The sequence below is a fragment of the Kocuria sp. UCD-OTCP genome, from assembly GCF_000349605.1.
Lineage (GTDB): Bacteria > Actinomycetota > Actinomycetes > Actinomycetales > Micrococcaceae > Kocuria > Kocuria rosea.
On sequence record NZ_AOSQ01000002.1, the window covers coordinates 130,550 to 146,726 of the forward strand.

Below are 16,177 nucleotides of genomic sequence, written 5' to 3' on the forward strand. Positions count from 1 at the left end.
GGTCCCCGGCGCGCCGGGAAGGACAGCGAGGACTGCGGAAGAGGAGGACTGCCCATGGTCACGGTCGCCCAGGTGCTCGGCCTGCCCGGGCTCGGGCTGGAGCCCGTCGTCGAGGCGGCCACCGACCTGCCGGTGAGCTGGGTGGTGACCAGCGAGCTCGCCGACCCCACCCCGTACCTCGAGGGCGGAGAGGTCCTCCTGCTGACGGGCCTCCACACCTCCGCCCGGGCGCACTCCTGGACGGAGTACGTCCGCCGGCTCACGGACCGGGGCGTGGTGGCGCTGGGCCTGGGCGTGGGCGGACAGCTGTCCTACCTCCGCGTGCCCGACGCACTCGCCGCGGCGTGCCGGGACGCCGGGCTGACCCTGTTCCGGGTCCCCGAGCGCACGCCCTTCCTGGGCATCATCCGCGCCGCGGCCGAGATGCGCGCGGCGGAGGCGCGCACTGCCCTCGAGGCGATGCTCTCCGAGCAGCGGCGCCTGACCCGGGCCGCGGTGGGGCGGAACGGCCCGGCCCGGGTGGTGCGCACGCTGGTGTCGGTGCTCGGCGGCGGGTGGGCCGGCGTCTGCGCGGCGGACGCCCGGATCGTGGAGCGCTCCGGCCCCGGGCTGCCCGAGCTGCCCGCGGGCCGGACGCTCCCCGAGCTCCTCGACCGGCTGCGGCCGGCCGGGCTGCGCGGGTCCCTGAGCGAGTCCGGCCCGGCCGGCGCGGTGGTCGTCCACCCCCTCGGGGTGGACGGCGCCCCCCAGAGCTACCTCGTGGTGGTCCTGCCCGGCCCGGTCGACCCCGTCCGGACCGGCGTCATCGCCACCGCCGTGGCCCTGCTCTCGCTGCACGCGGAGCGCGCGGCGGAGCAGGCGCTGTTCCGCCGCCGGGTCCGCGCGGGGGCCCTCGCCCTCCTGCTCAACGGCGAGGTGCGCTCGGCGGACGCCCTGCTGGGGGTGGCGGACGACACGACGTGGTCGACGGCGCCCCGGGTGCGGGTGGCCCGCCTGCGCGGCGGCGCCGAGGAGCTGCGGGACGGCGTGCGGCGCCTCGAGGCGCAGGCCGCCCACGGCGCGAGACCGGTGCTCGTCGGGGCGCCGGCCACGGAGCCCGGCGGCGAGCAGACCGTCGCGGTGCTGCTGGAGGACCTCCCGGAGCGGCTCGCCGAGGTGCGTGCCGCCGCCGAGGCCTCCGGGCTGCGGGCCGGCATCGGCGGCCCGGCGGCCGTGCACGAGACGGACGCGAGCGACCGGGAGGCCCGCGAGGCGCTGGAGCGCACCACGGACCGCCAGCGCGTCGGCACGTGGGACGACCTCGTGGCGGGCGGCGTCGCCGGGCTCCTCCCGCCCGAGACCGCCCGGGCCTGGGCGCGGCAGCTGCTGGGCCCCCTCGACGGGGCCGGGCGGCTGTCCCTGCTGCGCACGTTCCTCGCCCACAACGGCAACCGGAGCGGGACGGCCGAGGCCCTGGGGATCCACCGCAACACCCTGCAGCAGCGGCTGCAGGAAATCGAGGAGGCGCTCGGCCGGTCCGTGGACGACCCGCAGCTGCGCGCGGAGCTGTGGATCGCCCTGCGGCTGTCCGACCGGCCCGACCGGTCGACGCCGTAGCCCGCCGTCGTGCCTCTGTGCACTGTGCACGACGACGTCACGAAGATTCAGCATCCTGCTGGGTCGCCCCGGCGCTAGCCTGGAGCAGTCGGGGGACCGTGGCGGCCCCTCGGCGCCGGCTCCGCCCCGGCTCGGCGTCACCCGGTGACGACGTCCCCGCGGGGGAGCCCGTCCGGAGTCCTACGATGGACGGGCGGGCCCAGTGCTGTCGCCCGCCCGTCCGACGAACCCCCTGACGCAGCGCAGCGCCACCGGTGCCCGGTGGCCCGGCGCGCGTCGAGAAGAGAGGCTGATACATGAGCACCACGGACAAGGCCCCCGCGGCCACCGGCATGAAGGACCGCATCGAGGCGGTCCTCGCCAAGACCCCCACGGGACTGCTGATCAACGGTCAGTGGCGCGACGCCTCGGACGGGGGGACCTTCGAGGTGGAGAACCCGGCCACCGGCGAGGTCATCGCGACCATGGCCTCGGCCACCCGCGAGGACTCCCAGGCCGCGATGGACGCCGCCGCCGACGCCCAGGAGTCCTGGGCCCGCACCCCCGCCCGGGAGCGCTCGGAGATCCTGCGGCGCGCGTTCGACCTCGTGCAGGAGCGCGCCGAGGACCTCGCGCTGCTGATGACCCTGGAGATGGGCAAGCCGCTGGCCGAGGCCGCCGGGGAGGTCAAGTACGGCGGGGAGTTCCTGCGCTGGTTCGCCGAGGAGGCCGTGCGCGACTACGGCCGCTACCTCGACACCCCCGAGGGCAACCTGCGCATGCTGGTCACGCACAAGCCCGTGGGCCCGTGCCTGCTGATCACCCCGTGGAACTTCCCGCTGGCGATGGCCACCCGCAAGGTCGCCCCGGCCGTGGCCGCCGGCTGCACCATGGTGCTCAAGCCCGCTCGGCTGACCCCGCTCACCTCCCAGTACTTCGCCCAGCTCATGCTGGACGCGGGCCTGCCGGCCGGGGTGCTCAACGTCGTCTCCTCCAAGTCCGCCGCGGCGGTCTCCGAGCCGATCATGGCCGACCCGCGCCTGCGCAAGGTCTCCTTCACCGGCTCCACCCCGGTGGGCAAGCAGCTGATGAAGCTGGCCACGGACAACGTGCTGCGCACCTCCATGGAGCTCGGCGGCAACGGGCCGCTGATCGTCTTCGAGGACGCCGACATCGACAAGGCCGTGGCCGGCGCCATGGCCGCGAAGATGCGCAACATGGGCGAGGCCTGCACGGCCGCCAACCGGCTGCTGGTGCACGAGTCGGTCGTGGACGAGTTCGTCGAGAAGATGGCCGCGAAGATGGCCGCGCTCACCGTGGGCAACGGCGTGGACGACGGCGTGAGCGTGGGCCCGATGGTCGAGGCCAAGGCCCGGGACTCCGTCGAGGAGTTCGTGACCGACGCCGTGGAGCGCGGGGCGAAGGTCGTCGTCGGCGGGGCGCGCGTGGACGGGCCCGGCTACTTCTTCCAGCCCACCCTGCTGCGCGACGTCCCCGTCGACGCCCGCGCGGTGACCGAGGAGATCTTCGGCCCCGTGGCCCCGGTCGTCACCTTCAAGGACGAGGACGAGGCCGTGGCCCTGGCCAACTCCACCGAGTACGGCCTGGCCTCCTACGTGTTCACCGAGAACATCTCCCGCGGCCTGCGCATCGGCGACCGCATCGAGTTCGGCCTGATGGGCCTCAACGTCGGGGTGATCTCCAACGCGGCCGCCCCGTTCGGCGGCGTCAAGCAGTCCGGCCTGGGCCGCGAGGGCGGGGCCGAGGGCCTCCACGAGTACACCACCACCCAGTACATCGGCGTGGAGAACCCCTGGGCCAACGTCCCGAACCCCGGCACCGGCACCCCCGCCTGAGGTCCTGCCCCGCGTTCCCGCACCGGGACGGCGGTCGTCGCAGGCAGCTGCGGCGGCCGCCGTCCCGTGCCGGGGCACTCCCGCCCGGCGCCCCCGACCGTTCCGTCCCGTCCCCACCGTCCCGTCCCCATCGAAAGGAGATCTCGTCGTGACCGAGATCCAGTACCGGCTCGAGCAGGTCCGTCGCCTCGACGGCGCCCTCCCGGGCCCCAAGTCCCGCGAGCTGTCCGAGCGGCGCGCCGCGGCCGTCGCCTCCGGAGTCGCCTCCTCCGTGCCCGCCTACGCCGCGGACGTGGACGGCGGGATCGTGCTCGACGTCGACGGCAACCAGCTCGTCGACCTCGGGTCCGGCATCGCCGTGACCAGCGTGGGCGCCTCCGCCCCCGCCGTGGTCGCCAAGGTGCAGGAGGCCGTGGCGCACTTCACCCACACCTGCTTCATGGTCACCCCGTACGAGGGCTACGTGGCCGTCGCGAAGAAGCTCGCCGAGCTCTCCCCCGGCGACCACCAGAAGAAGGCGGCGCTGTTCAACTCGGGCTCCGAGGCCGTCGAGAACGCCGTGAAGATCTCCCGCGTGCACACCGGCCGCCAGGCCGTGGTCGTCTTCGACCATGCCTACCACGGGCGCACGAACATGACCCTCGCGATGACCGCCAAGGTGATGCCCTACAAGCAGGGCTTCGGCCCGTTCGCCGGCGAGGTCTACCGCGTGCCCGTGTCCTACCCGTTCCGGGACCCGGAGGGCATGACCGGCGCCGAGGCCGCCCGCCGCGCGCTGCTCCAGGTGGAGAAGCAGGTCGGCGCCGAGAACGTGGCCGCCGTCGTGATCGAGCCCATCCAGGGCGAGGGCGGGTTCATCGTGCCGGCCGACGGCTTCCTGCCCGCGCTGTCCGAGTGGTGCACCGACAACGGCGCCGTGTTCGTCGTCGACGAGGTGCAGTCCGGCATCGCGCGCACCGGCGAGTGGTTCGCCGTGGACCACGAGGGCGTCGTCCCCGACCTGATCACCGTGGCCAAGGGTGTGGCCGGCGGCATGCCGCTGTCCGGCGTGGTCGGCCGCGCCGAGATCATGGACTCCGTCCACGCGGGCGGCCTCGGCGGCACCTACGGCGGCAACCCCGTGGCCTGCGCCGCCGCCCTCGGCGCGCTGCAGACCATCGAGGAGTGGGACCTCGTGGCCCGCGCCCGCCGGATCGAGGAGATCATCCGGGAGGTGCTGGCCCCGGTGGCCGAGGAGACCGGCACCGTGGGCGAGATCCGCGGCCGCGGGGCGATGATGGCCCTGGAGTTCGTCCGGCCCGGCGGCACGGAGCCCGACGCCGACGCCGCCAAGGCGATCGCCGCGGAGTGCCTCGCGCAGGGCGTCATCATCCTGACCTGCGGGACCTTCGGCAACATCGTGCGCCTGCTGCCCCCGCTCGTCATCGGCGAGGAGCTGCTGCGCGACGGCCTGCAGGTGCTCGCCCAGGCCGTCCGCAACGCGGCGGCCTAGGCCAGCTCGAGGAGTCTCGTCCAGCATCCCCCTCACGCCGAGGGGTCTCGTTCGCACGGTCAGTCAGTCACATTCCGTCCGGACGAGCCCCCTCGGCGCGGCGGGCGGCCGGTCGCGACCCCTCGCCCCGCGCACCCCGGCTCGGCCCCGTCACCGGCGGTGCGCGATCCCCATGGCCTCCCACACCAGAGCGACCGCCACCGGCACCCGGCCCCGCGTCGTCGTCGTGTGCCGGTGCAGGTCGTGAGCGCAGATCCGGAGCTCCCGCCACCCCGCCGACTCCGTGGCCCGCAACCGCCTGATGTCCAGCACTCGCTGCTCCGCCCGGTCGTGGTGGGCACCCTCGTACTGCAGGCTGAGCCGGTGGCTCTCCAGGGCGAGGTCGGGCTGCGCCAGCAGCGTCCCGTCGGGCCCCAGCAGGGGATGGTCGAGCACCAGGCCCCGGATCCCGTGGTCCTCGAGCAGCAGCCGCAGCCGTGTCTCGCCGGGCGAGTCCGACCCCACCCGCATTCGCTCGACCGCGGCGCGGGCCGTGCGGATGCCACGCCGCCCGGCGTGCGCCCGCACCCCGGTCTCGAGCTCGTCCGGCCGGCACACCGCGGCCACGGCCCGGCGGATCCCGTGGCGGTGGGCGTCGACCAGTCCGTCGGCGAGCACCACTGCCTCCGTCACCGTGAGCTCGGCGCAGACGTCAAGGAACGTGCGCACCGGTGACGTGACGGCCACCCCGTGGACGCGGACCACCTCGTGCGGACCGAGGCGTCCCCTCCGGCAGACGACGCCGGGCCGCCTCAGGGCCCTCGAGTCGTCGGCGCGCGTGAGCCACAGCTGCGAGGACCGCTGCCAGGGGTCAGGAACCCGCATCCGGTGGAGCAGCGCCGCGGAGCGGTGGCTGATCACCGTCCCCGGATACCGGCGGGTCAGTGCCCGTGCCGCTTCCAGCAGCGGAGCGGGACAGCCGGCGGGGACCCGCACTCCCCTGCCGACGGGACTGGTGAGGTCGGCGTCCCGGAGCCGGTGCTCCGCGACGCCCAGGGCGAGGGCCTCCCGACGTGAGAAGCCGATGCCACGGAGCTCGGGCGGCAGGGGTGCGGGGTGTCTCATGCCGGGAGCATGACCGCCGGGGACGGGCGGAGGAGGGCGCGAGCACACGGAGTGGCGCAGTCCTGCTCTCCCGGACCGTCATCGTGCCCCGGTGGAGTGCGATTGCGCCGCCCGGCATTCTGCGGCCCCTCCAGGGCGAGGGGGCGGGTTCTGCACGTCGCCATCACCGACGGGTCGCTGCCGGACCCTCCGCGGCGCTGTTTCCCACCGAACGCGACCCCTCGCGCCCCCGGGAGTGCCGAACGCGACCCCTCGCGCACGGTGGGAGGTCAGCCGGAGCAGCGCTCCTGCAGGCCTCTGACCTCCTGGACCACGCTGATGAAGGAGCGCTCGCCCTGCCGGAAGCCGGCGACGGCCTCACGGACCGAGGTGAGCTGCCCGGACAGCTCGTCCGGGGCGGTGGCCGCGAGCTCGTCGACCTCGGTGAACAGCCCGGCGGGATCGTCCCGCAGCTGCTGCGGCGCGGTGCGCACGGTCTCGAGCACGCGGGCGCACGTCTCCTGGACGGTGGCCGGCGAGGCTCCGCCGGAGGCCGTGGGGGCGCTCGCGGCGGCGGACGCCGTCGAGTCCGGACCGCTGCCGGCCGCGCCGTCCCCCTCGGCGGAGGACGAGCAGCCGGCGAGGGCCAGGAGCAGGACGGACGCCGTCGCCGCGCGGATCGCCGCGGGACGGGGCGCACAGGCGGTGGGCACGGGGGACTCCTGCGGGTCGGAGAAGATCGGGAACCGGGGCGCGCGGGCACGTCCGGACAGCCGCCAGCCTACTAGCCTGGGCTCAGCGCCCTGCGGAGCCCCGGACGGGGACCGCGCGACCGTCGGACAGGAGCCTGCCGTGACCTCGATCGGGGACCTCAGCGCCGTGCAGCTGCGGGACGCGCTCGCGCGCGGCGAGCTGGGCGCGGTGGAGACCGCCGAGCACTTCCTGGCCCGGATCGAGGCGCGCAATCCGGCGCTGGGGGCGTTCGTCCACGTCGCTGCGGACCTCGCCCTCGACCGGGCGCGCGCGCTCGACGCCCTGCCCGCCGGGGCCGCCCGCGGAGCGCTGCACGGCGTGCCGCTCGCGGTGAAGGACCTGCACGACGTCGCCGGGATGCCCACCACCTACGGTTCCGCCGCCGTGACCGGGCGGCGCGGCGGCGCGCCCGTGGCGGAGGACGACGACGACCTCGCGGCCCTGCTCGGCGCGTCCGGGGCGGTGTGCCTGGGCAAGACCCAGGTGCCCGAGTTCGGCCTCAACTGCTACTCCGAGAACCTCGTGGCCCCGCCCGCCCGGAACCCGCACGACACGTCCACGGGGGCCGGCGGCTCCTCGGGCGGCCAGGCGGCGGCCGTGGCGGCGGGTCTGCTCCCGGTGGCGCCGGGCTCCGACGGCGGAGGGTCGGTGCGCATCCCGGCGGCGGTGTGCGGGCTGGTCGGGCTCAAGCCCAACCGCGGCCGGGTGCCCACCGCGGACGCGCAGTCGGACGCCGCCCAGCTCGTGGTGAACGGGCCTCTCGCCCGCACGGCCGACGACGCGGCGCTGCTGCTCGACGTCCTGTGCGCCCCCGCGCCCGGCCCGGCGCACGGCAACGTGGTGCGCCGGGCAGTCCGTGCCGCCCCGCAGGGGTCCTTCCTGGACGGTGTGCGCGCGGCTCGGCGGGGCGACCTCCCGTGGGGGGACCGGCCGCTGCGGATCGGGGTGAGCACCGCCTCCCCGTTCGACGCCGTCCAGGACATCGAGGTCTCCCCGGAGGCCCGCGCCGCCCTCGATGCGGGCGTCGCCCTGCTGCGGGCCGCCGGGCACGAGGTCGAGGAGGCCGAGCTGTCCTACGACCCCGAGTACCCGGGGGCCTTCTTCGACGTGTGGACCACCTCGATGGGCACCGCCCCGCTGGACGACGAGCAGGCGGGGAGGCTCACCGGCCTCGCGGGGGCCTTCCGCGCCCGCGCCCTGCGCCGGTCGGCGGTCGAGCTGGCGCAGGCCGTGGGCGTCCTGCGCCGGATCGAGCAGGACGTGGTCCGGGCCTACGGCGCCTGGGACGTGGTCCTGACGCCCGCGCTCGCCATGACACCGCGGCCGCTGGGCTGGTACTGGGAGGGCTACGACCTCGCGGACCCCGCGGGCGCGGACCAGGACTACCGGCGCCAGTGCGGGTACACGCCGTGGACCTCGGTCGTGAACGTCGTGGGCCTGCCCGCCGTGACCGTCCCGACGCTGTGGACCCGCGCGGCGGGCGACGACGACGGGCCGGTCGTGCCCATGGGCGTCCAGCTCATCGGCCGCCCGAGCGCGGAGGCGCAGCTGCTCGCCGTCGTCGCCCAGCTCGAGGACCAGGGCCGCCCCGGCCCCCGCGCCACCGCCTAGGAGTGGCCCAGGGCCTCCTCCTCCGAGTCGGGGTCGTCCGGATCGGTGGCCGCCTGGGGATCCTCCTCCGGCTCGAAGCCGGTCGCGTTCTCGTCGGTGGTCAGCCCGACGCCCTGCTCGTTGTCCGGGACGGTGCCCTCCGGGCCCTTGCCCGAGCCCTCGGTCGTCCCGCCGGGTGCGTCGCTCATGGTGTCCCTGCCTCCTCGTTCGGTCCTGCCCTGTCTGGTGCCCTCATCCTGTCCCACCGGCCGCGATTCCTCCACCCCCGCGCGGGCCTCCCGCGCGGCACGGAGCACGAAACCTGGCGACCCGATCGCGTGCCAGCCTCCGCAGGCCCGCCGCCCGGCGGTAGGTTGGGCGCCATGACCAATCGTGCGGGCACCGTCGCCCAACCCAGTGACCTCGTCGACCTCGGCAAGCTCCTCGACGCCTACACCGACGTCGTGCCCGACCCCTCGGACCCGGACCAGCGCGTGGCGTTCGGCACGTCCGGGCACCGCGGCTCGTCCCTCAAGGCCTCGTTCAACGAGCAGCACATCGCGGCGATCACGCAGGCCATCGTGGAGTACCGCGCCGGCCAGCGGATCACGGGCCCGCTGTTCATGGGCAAGGACACCCACGCCCTGTCCGGGCCCGCGCAGGACACCGCGCTCGAGGTGCTGGCCGCCAACGAGGTCACCGTCCTGCTGGACTCCCGGGACGGCTACGTGCCCACCCCGGCGCTGTCCCACGCGATCCTGACCCACAACGCGGGCCGGGCGGAGGCGGTGGCCGACGGCATCGTCATCACCCCCTCGCACAACCCGCCCGGTGACGGCGGCTTCAAGTACAACCCGCCCAACGGCGGCCCCGCGGACTCCGACGCCACCGAGTGGATCGCCCAGCGGGCCAACCAGTTCCTCGAGAACGGCATGTCCGGGGTCCGCCGGGTCTCCCTGGAGCGGGCGCGGGCGGCGGAGACCACGGGCGGCTACGACTTCCTCGAGGAGTACGTGCGGACGCTGCCGGAGGTCGTCGACCTCGACGTGGTCCGGGACTCCGGCCTGCACATCGGCGCGGACCCCATGGGCTCGGCCTCCGTGGCCTACTGGGGCGAGATCGCCCAGCGCTTCGGGCTGAACATGACCGTGGTGAACCCGCAGGTGGACCCGCAGTGGGCGTTCATGACCCTCGACTGGGACGAGAAGATCCGGATGGACTGCTCCTCCCCGAACGCCATGGCCTCCCTCATCGGCAACCGGGACAAGTACGACATCGCCACCGGCAACGACGCCGACACCGACCGCCACGGCATCGTGACCCCGGACGCGGGGCTGATGAACCCCAACCACTACCTGGCGGTGGCGATCGACTACCTCTTCCGCGAGCGCACCGGCTGGTCCCCGGACGCCGGGGTCGGCAAGACCCTGGTGTCCTCCTCGATCATCGACCGGGTGGCGGCCTCGCTGGGCCGCGAGCTCGTGGAGGTGCCGGTGGGCTTCAAGTGGTTCGTGCCCGGCCTGATGGACGGCTCGATCGGCTTCGGCGGCGAGGAGTCCGCGGGCGCGTCCTTCCTGCGCCGGGACGGCTCCGTGTGGTCCACCGACAAGGACGGGATCATCCTTGCCCTGCTGGCCTCGGAGATCACGGCCCGCACCGGCAAGACCCCGTCCCAGCGCTACACGGAGCTCACCGAGGAGTTCGGCGCCCCCGTCTACCAGCGCATCGACGCCCCGGCGAGCCGGGACCAGAAGGCCGCCCTGAAGAAGCTCTCCCCGGCCCAGGTCGAGGCGGACACCCTGGCCGGCGAGCAGATCACGGCGAAGCTGACGAACGCCCCCGGCAACGGCGCGGCGATCGGCGGGCTGAAGGTCACCACGAAGAGCGCGTGGTTCGCGGCCCGGCCGTCCGGCACGGAGGACGTCTACAAGATCTACGCGGAGTCGTTCCTCGGCGAGGAGCACCTGCAGCAGGTCCAGCGGGAGGCCAAGGCGCTGGTGGACGGCGTCATCTCCTGACGGGCCCCGGAGGCGGTCCGGGCCGGTCCCGGGACCGGACCCAGACCGCCTCCGCGGCGAGGACGTCCACCTCGACGACGTCCCCGTCCAGCACCACGGGCACCGCGCCGGACCGGTGCTCGCCGAGCACGAGCTCGGTGCCCGGCCGGATGCCGGCGGTTCCGAGCCGGCGCAGCACCGCCGGATCCGCGTCCGAGACCCGGGCCACCACCACGGGACTGCCCGGGGCGACGTCGGCGAGGAGCACGGCCGGGGCGGACGGCACGGTGCCGTCCCGCCGCGGGATCGGGTCGCCGTGCGGGTCCCGCTCCGGATGGCCCAGAAGGGCGTCCAGCCGGGCGACGAACTTCTCGCTCACCGCGTGCTCGAGGACCTCGGCCTCCTCGTGCACCTCGTCCCAGGAGTAGCCCAGGTGGCCGGTGAGGAACGCCTCGAGGATCCGGTGGCGCCGCACCATCTGGACGGCGACGTCCCGGCCGCGGTCGGTGAGGACGATCCCGCCGTGGGCGGGCCGGCTCAGCAGCCCCTGCGCGGTGAGCTTCTTGACGGCCTCCGACACGGTGGACGGGGACAGGCCCAACCGCTGGGCCAGCCCGGTGGTGGTCACGGCGTCCGAGGACCACTCCTGGGCCAGCCAGACCGTCTTCAGGCAGTCCTGGACGGACCGGTTCACTTCTTCCGCGCGCACTCCCCCAGGCTAGCGACCCACAGGCGGCGGCGCCCGGCGCCGACCCCGGCCGGGCGGACCGGGGCGCATTCTGCACCCTGCGGGCTCCCGGCACGAGGAGAACCCGCCCGGACGCTCCGTGTTGCGAACTGTGACGGATCCCGGGACCTTCCGGGGGCAGGAGCCTAGCCTGGCAGGAGTGCCCGAGCGGCGACGCCGCCGCCCCGACCCGACGGAAGGAACCCCCATGTCGCTCCACCTGCTCGAGATCGTTCCCGCCTCCGCGTCCAAGGACGCCGTGACCCAGCTCATCGCCACGGTCTCCGAGGCCGTCTCCGCGGCGGGCGCCGAGTTCATCGAGTCCCAGGTCACGGCAGACCACGGACGGGTGTTCGTGATCGTGGAGGCCGACAGCGCCGAGGGCCTCGCCCAGACCGTGCGCACCGCCGCCGGGGACGCCGCCGCGGAGGTCACCGGCCCCGACGCCGTCCGCCTCGTGGGCGCCGAGCTCGACGACATCAAGAAGCTCAAGGGCGACGCGCAGTACCTGGTGGAGTGGGACATCCCCGCCGAGATCACCATGGAGCAGTACCTGGCGCGCAAGAAGGCCAACTCCCCGAAGTACGCCGAGGTCCCCGAGGTCTCCTTCCTGCGCACCTACGTGCGCGAGGACACCGCCAAGTGCCTGTGCTTCTACAACGCCCCCGACGAGGCGGCCGTGGAGCGGGCCCGCCAGGCCGTGGGCACCCCGTTCGACCGGCTGTTCAAGCTCAACGTCTGACGGGCCGCAGCACACGACGACACGGCGGTCCCCGCGAGCCGGGGGCCGCCGTCGTGCTTCGACGCCCGGGCCCGCCCGCCGAGCGGACGAGCCCCGCCCCGCACTCCCCGGCAGAACGGAAGACCATGACCCAGTCCACGCGCTCCCCGTCCACGGCCGGCGGGCCGGACCCCGAGAGCCGGCCCCTGCTCGCGCCGCTCGTCGACTACCCCGAGCACGAGTTCGTCCGCCGCACCGCCGCGGCGCGGGCCCGCGACGTCGACACGGCCGCCGCCTCCCCGCTGGGGACCCTGCGCGAGCTGGGCGCCCGGGGGCTCCTGGACCTCGGCCTGACCGGGTCGCTGGCCCCGCAGGCGGCCGTCGTGTTCGACCTCGCCACCGAGTGCACCGCCACGGCGTTCTCCCTGTGGGCCCACCGGGCGACCGTCGAGTACCTCGCCGCCACCGGGACGGAGATCCCCGCGGACGTGCGCTCCGGGGCCGCGCCCGGCTGCTCGGCGATGGCGCCGGCCTTCAAGGACGCCGCCGGCATCGGCGAGATCCCCGTGACGCTGACCGCCGGCGCGGCGGGACCGGTCCTCGACGGCACCGTGCCGTGGGCCTCCAACCTGTACCCCGAGGGCGTCGTGGTCCTGCCCGCCGTCCGGGAGGACGGCACCCGCGTGGTGGTCCGGACCCGGGTCTCGGCACCGGGGGTGACGGTGCGCCTGCTCGAGAACCTGATGGCGCTCAACGCGACGGCCTCGGGCGTTCTCGTCCTCGAGGGCGTGGCCGTCGACCCCGCCGAGGACCTGCTGAGCGAGGACGTCCCGTCCTTCCTCGCCGCCGTCCGCGGCCCGTTCCTGCTGTTGCAGACCGCCTTCTGCCTCGGCCTCTCGGCCGCCGCGCTGACCGCCGCGCACGAGGCCCTGCAGGGCGTCGCCGAGGTGTTCCGGGAGGAGCTCGAGGAGGCGACCGCCGAGTACCGCCGCCTGCGCGCCGACCTCCTGCGCCTGGCGGAGGCGCCCCGGGAGACCGCCCCCCGGGAGCTGTTCTCCCTCAGGCTGGACGCCGCGCTGCTCACGGGCCGGGCGACCCGGATCGAGGGGAAGGTCGTGGGCGGGCGCGGCTACGCCATGTCCTCCCCCACCGCCCGCCGGGCCCGCGAGGCCGCGTTCCTGCCCGTGCAGTCCCCCACGGAAGGTCACCTGCGGTGGGTGCTGCAGAACCTGGCCTGAGCCGGGCCGCGCCGGCGCTCACCGTCCGCGGGTTGCGCAAGAGCTACCCGGGGGCCTCCGCGCCCGCCCTCGACGGGGTGGACCTGACCCTGCGCAGCGGCGAGACGTTCGCGGTGCTGGGCCCCAGCGGGTCCGGGAAGTCCACGCTGCTGCGGGCGATCGCGGGGCTCGAGCCCCTGGACGGGGGCAGCATCGAGTTCGGCTGCGCCGACGAGCGCTTCGCCGTCGTCTTCCAGGACCCCGGGCTGTTCCCCTGGCTGTCGGTGCGCCAGAACATCGCCCTCGGCGGGCGGTACCGGCGCAACCGGGACCGCTTCGAGGACACCCGCGTGGACGACCTGCTCGAGATCCTCGGCCTGGTCCCGCTCGCGCACACCCCCGTCCAGGAGCTCTCCGGCGGGCAGGCCCAGCGGGTGTCGGTGGGCCGCGCGCTCGCGGTGCGCCCCGACGTGCTGCTGCTCGACGAGCCGTTCAGCGCCCTGGACCCGGCGACCCGCAAGGACCTCCAGCTGTGGCTGCGCGGGCTCGCGACCGAGCTGGACCTGACGGTCTTCCTCGTGACCCACGACGTCGACGAGGCCATCACCCTCGGCGACCGGATCGGCTTCTTCGCCGGTCCGCGCGGCTTCCGCCGGCAGTGGGTCCCGGCGCAGGACGGCACGACGGCCGAGCAGATCCTCGCCCACTACCGCGGGGCCGACGACGGCTCCGGGAACTGGGTCATATGAGCGCCGGCGGGCCGAGCCGGCGGGTCCTGCTGCGGGCCGGGGCGGGGGCCGCGGCCCTCACCGGGCTCGGCTGGGGCGCGGGCTCCCTCTACGCGGACAGCCAGCAGGAGGCGCGCGGCGCGGCCGACCCGGAGCGCCCGGTGCGGATCGGGTACCTCCCGATCACGGACGCCTCCCCCCTGCTGGTCGCCCACGCCAACGGGTACTACGAGGACGCCGCCGTCCCCGTGGCCGACCCCGTGCTCTTCCGCAGCTGGTCCTCGCTGTCCGAGGCGTTCGTGGCGGGCAAGGTGGACGCGATACACCTGCTGATGCCCATGGCCCTGTACATGCGCTACGGGCTGCGGGCCGACGTGCGGATCACCGCGTGGAACCACACCAACGGCTCCGCCCTCACGGTCCGCCCGGACGTGGCGGAGATCGCCGACCTGGCCGGGGAGTCCGTGGCGATCCCGGCGTGGTGGTCCGTGCACAACGTGGTGGTCCAGAAGCTGCTGCGGGCCGCGGGCCTGACCCCGGTGATGCGCGAGAGCCCGTCCCGGGCGCGGCGCACGGTGGCCCTGCTGCCCATGGCGCCCTCGGACATGCTCCCCGCGCTGAACAACGGCGTGATCGGCGGGTACGTGGTGGCCGACCCGTTCAACGCCGCCGCCGAGGCGCGGCAGGTGGGGCACATCCACCGGTTCCTCGGCGACGTGTGGCGCGACCACGCGTGCTGCGTGACCATGATGCGCGGCGAGCTCCTCCGCAACCGCCCCGCGCACGCCGCGGGGTTCATGGACGCCCTCGTCCGGGCCCAGTCCTGGGCCCGGCAGAACCGCCCCGAGACCGCGGCGCTGCTGGCCGCCGGCTACCTCCCCCAGCCCCGGCCCGTGATCGAGCAGGCCCTGACCTACTCCGCCGCCGCGCACGGGGACGCCCTGCACCACCCGGACTGGCACGGCGAGCGCCTGGACTTCCGCCCCTACCCGTACGCGAGCTTCACCGAGGAGCTGGTCCGCGCCATGCAGGACACCGTCGTCGACGCCCCGGCGGGGTTCCTCGACGGACTGGACCCGGCGCTCGTGCACCGCGAGCTCGTCGACGACACGCTCGTGACCCGCAGCATCGAGAAGGCCGGCGGCCTCGCCGCCTTCGGCATGACCGGCACCACCCGGACCGAGGAGATCAGCGCATGAGCGCGCCGCACCCCGCCCCGCACGACACCCCGCACGACACCCCGCAGGACACCCTTTTCGAATCGTTTTTGTGCACAACGACGCCATCATGATCGCCCTCGCCCTCGGCGGCACCTACGCCGCCGCGGTGCACCGCAACTGGAAGGGCGGTCTGCTCGGNGGACACCTCGGAAAAGTGGTTCGAAAACCCCGGCGCGGACGCCCCGGCGCACCGGGTCCCGCTGGACCGGCCCGGCCTGGGGGGCCTTCGGGGTGCTGGTCACGATCGCCGTGTGGTGGGCGTTCACGCACGCCGCGGCCGGGGCGAACACCATGATCGCCTCCTTCCAGCCCGAGCGCATGCCCGGTGCGGTGGCCTCGCTGGCCGAGCGGGGGGTGGTGGTCCAGGACGGCCTGACCAGCCTGTGGCGCCTGTTGTGCGGGCTGGCCGTGGCCACGGGCCTGGGCGTGCCGCTGGGCCTGCTCATCGGCTCCTACCGCCGCTTCCGGTGGACCAGCGCCCCGGTGGTGCAGTTCCTGCGCATGGTCTCCCCGCTGTCCTGGGCGCCCGTGGCCGTGGCGCTGCTGGGGGTGGGCAACGCCCCCGTCGTCTTCCTCGTGGCCGCCGCCGCGGTCTGGCCGATCACCATGAACACGGCCGCCGGCGTCAAGGCCCTGGACCCGCTGCACCTGCGGGTCGCCGAGACGCTCGGGGCCACCCCGGTCGAGCGGCTGCGCACCGTGGTGCTGCCCAGCATCCGGCCGTTCGTCATGACCGGGGTGCGGCTGGCCCTGGGGATCTCGTGGGTGGTCATCGTGCCGGCCGAGATGCTCGGGGTCAGCAGCGGCCTGGGCTACGAGATCCTCAACGCCCGGGACCGGCTGGCCTACGACGAGATGCTCGTGGTGATCCTCGTCATCGGCCTGCTGGGCATGGCGCTGGACCAGCTCGCCCAGTGGCTGCTGCGCGAGCCGGGACCGCGCCGCTGAGCCTCAGCGGGCCCGGAACCGGGCCCGCTTGTGCGAGCCGTCGCAGAACGGCTTGATGGACGACGCCCCGCAGCGGCACAGCGCCACGGTGGCGCGCCCGGGGTCGATGGGCCGGTCGTCGCCGTCCAGCAGCTCGTAGCCCCCGCGCACCAGCAGCGGGCCGTCGGGGCACACGGTGATCGATGCCGCCGCGCCGGACCCGGCAGCAGCGCCCGGTCCGGGGTCGGGCACCGACGCAGGCCCGGTCACCGGCGCAGGCTCGGGCACGGG

15 protein-coding genes are annotated in these 16,177 nt (G+C 74.9%); 10 read left to right on the plus strand and 5 right to left on the minus strand.

Translation table 11 applies throughout. The annotated features are described in order from the left end of the window. The first annotated feature begins 54 nt into the window (after positions 1-54). From H488_RS21060 to gabT, 3 genes are all read left to right on the plus strand, one after another. Positions 55-1,596 (plus strand): PucR family transcriptional regulator, encoded by a 1,542-nt coding sequence (locus H488_RS21060; RefSeq protein ID WP_017832059.1) that lies wholly within the window; start codon positions 55-57, stop codon positions 1,594-1,596. 296 nt (positions 1,597-1,892) lie between these two features. Then, the gene (locus tag H488_RS21065; RefSeq protein WP_017832060.1) at positions 1,893-3,431 is read left to right on the plus strand and encodes an NAD-dependent succinate-semialdehyde dehydrogenase; all 1,539 of its coding nucleotides are present in this window, start codon (positions 1,893-1,895) and stop codon (positions 3,429-3,431) included. A gap of 148 nt (positions 3,432-3,579) precedes the next feature. Beyond that, positions 3,580-4,923: a 4-aminobutyrate--2-oxoglutarate transaminase gene (gabT, locus tag H488_RS21070; RefSeq protein ID WP_017832061.1), complete on the plus strand. Its 1,344-nt coding sequence runs from the start codon at positions 3,580-3,582 to the stop codon at positions 4,921-4,923. 150 nt (positions 4,924-5,073) lie between these two features. Here the strand turns inward: gabT and H488_RS21075 are convergent, their stop codons facing one another. Both H488_RS21075 and H488_RS37595 read right to left on the minus strand, forming a co-directional pair. After that, positions 5,074-6,027 carry a hypothetical protein gene (locus H488_RS21075; protein WP_017832062.1) on the minus strand — a complete coding sequence of 318 codons (954 nt, stop codon included), beginning with the start codon at positions 6,025-6,027 and terminating at the stop codon, positions 5,074-5,076. Positions 6,028-6,296: 269 nt separating this feature from the next. Beyond that, complete coding sequence (locus tag H488_RS37595) at positions 6,297-6,719, minus strand: hypothetical protein (protein WP_017832063.1); 423 nt, start codon at positions 6,717-6,719, stop codon at positions 6,297-6,299. Between the two features lie 139 nt (positions 6,720-6,858). On the opposite strand from H488_RS37595, the gene H488_RS21085 reads away from it, so the two are divergent. Next, positions 6,859-8,370 carry an amidase gene (locus H488_RS21085; RefSeq protein WP_017832064.1) on the plus strand — a complete coding sequence of 504 codons (1,512 nt, stop codon included), beginning with the start codon at positions 6,859-6,861 and terminating at the stop codon, positions 8,368-8,370. On the opposite strand, the gene H488_RS21090 is transcribed toward H488_RS21085, so the two are convergent. Further along, positions 8,367-8,558: a hypothetical protein gene (locus H488_RS21090; RefSeq protein WP_017832065.1), complete on the minus strand. Its 192-nt coding sequence runs from the start codon at positions 8,556-8,558 to the stop codon at positions 8,367-8,369. The genes H488_RS21085 and H488_RS21090 overlap by 4 nt on opposite strands. A gap of 174 nt (positions 8,559-8,732) precedes the next feature. Here H488_RS21090 and pgm point away from each other — a divergent pair, with 174 nt between their 5' ends. Next, positions 8,733-10,367, plus strand: coding sequence for a phosphoglucomutase (alpha-D-glucose-1,6-bisphosphate-dependent) (pgm, locus tag H488_RS21095; RefSeq protein ID WP_017832066.1), 1,635 nt, complete (start codon positions 8,733-8,735; stop codon positions 10,365-10,367). On the opposite strand, the gene H488_RS21100 is transcribed toward pgm, so the two are convergent. Then, entirely contained in the window at positions 10,357-11,055 is a 699-nt protein-coding gene (locus H488_RS21100; RefSeq protein ID WP_051063704.1) for a metal-dependent transcriptional regulator, read from the minus strand. The two genes, pgm and H488_RS21100, sit on opposite strands and share 11 nt — an antisense overlap. A 226-nt stretch (positions 11,056-11,281) precedes the next feature. Here H488_RS21100 and H488_RS21105 point away from each other — a divergent pair, with 226 nt between their 5' ends. The 5 genes from H488_RS21105 to H488_RS21125 all read left to right on the plus strand — a co-directional run bounded on the left by H488_RS21105 (position 11,282) and on the right by H488_RS21125 (position 15,907). Further along, a complete protein-coding gene (locus tag H488_RS21105) occupies positions 11,282-11,815 on the plus strand; it encodes a DUF4242 domain-containing protein (RefSeq protein WP_017832068.1) in 534 nt (177 codons plus the stop codon). A gap of 125 nt (positions 11,816-11,940) precedes the next feature. Then, positions 11,941-13,032, plus strand: a complete 1,092-nt coding sequence (locus tag H488_RS21110) for an acyl-CoA dehydrogenase family protein (protein ID WP_017832069.1) — start codon at positions 11,941-11,943, stop codon at positions 13,030-13,032. Then, a complete protein-coding gene (locus tag H488_RS21115) occupies positions 13,008-13,760 on the plus strand; it encodes an ABC transporter ATP-binding protein (protein ID WP_237740401.1) in 753 nt (250 codons plus the stop codon). Before H488_RS21110 ends, H488_RS21115 begins: the two co-directional genes overlap by 25 nt. Further along, positions 13,757-14,938, plus strand: a complete 1,182-nt coding sequence (locus H488_RS21120) for an ABC transporter substrate-binding protein (RefSeq protein WP_017832071.1) — start codon at positions 13,757-13,759, stop codon at positions 14,936-14,938. Before H488_RS21115 ends, H488_RS21120 begins: the two co-directional genes overlap by 4 nt. A gap of 252 nt (positions 14,939-15,190) precedes the next feature. Beyond that, a complete protein-coding gene (locus tag H488_RS21125) occupies positions 15,191-15,907 on the plus strand; it encodes an ABC transporter permease (RefSeq protein ID WP_017832072.1) in 717 nt (238 codons plus the stop codon). Positions 15,908-15,910: 3 nt separating this feature from the next. Here H488_RS21125 and H488_RS21130 read toward each other — a convergent pair whose 3' ends face one another. Beyond that, positions 15,911-16,156 (minus strand): CDGSH iron-sulfur domain-containing protein, encoded by a 246-nt coding sequence (locus H488_RS21130; protein ID WP_150110256.1) that lies wholly within the window; start codon positions 16,154-16,156, stop codon positions 15,911-15,913. Positions 16,157-16,177 lie beyond the last annotated feature (21 nt).

Bases quoted from the DNA above. Each gene is read 5' to 3' on its own strand.
- H488_RS21060 (WP_017832059.1), top strand. From the start codon at position 55: ATGGTCACGGTCGCCCAGGTGCTCGGCCTGCCCGGGCTCGGGCTGGAG.
- H488_RS21065 (WP_017832060.1), top strand. From the start codon at position 1,893: ATGAGCACCACGGACAAGGCCCCCGCGGCCACCGGCATGAAGGACCGC.
- H488_RS21075 (WP_017832062.1), bottom strand. From the start codon at position 6,027: ATGAGACACCCCGCACCCCTGCCGCCCGAGCTCCGTGGCATCGGCTTC.
- H488_RS21090 (WP_017832065.1), bottom strand. From the start codon at position 8,558: ATGAGCGACGCACCCGGCGGGACGACCGAGGGCTCGGGCAAGGGCCCG.
- pgm (WP_017832066.1), top strand. From the start codon at position 8,733: ATGACCAATCGTGCGGGCACCGTCGCCCAACCCAGTGACCTCGTCGAC.
- H488_RS21105 (WP_017832068.1), top strand. From the start codon at position 11,282: ATGTCGCTCCACCTGCTCGAGATCGTTCCCGCCTCCGCGTCCAAGGAC.
- H488_RS21110 (WP_017832069.1), top strand. From the start codon at position 11,941: ATGACCCAGTCCACGCGCTCCCCGTCCACGGCCGGCGGGCCGGACCCC.
- H488_RS21120 (WP_017832071.1), top strand. From the start codon at position 13,757: ATGAGCGCCGGCGGGCCGAGCCGGCGGGTCCTGCTGCGGGCCGGGGCG.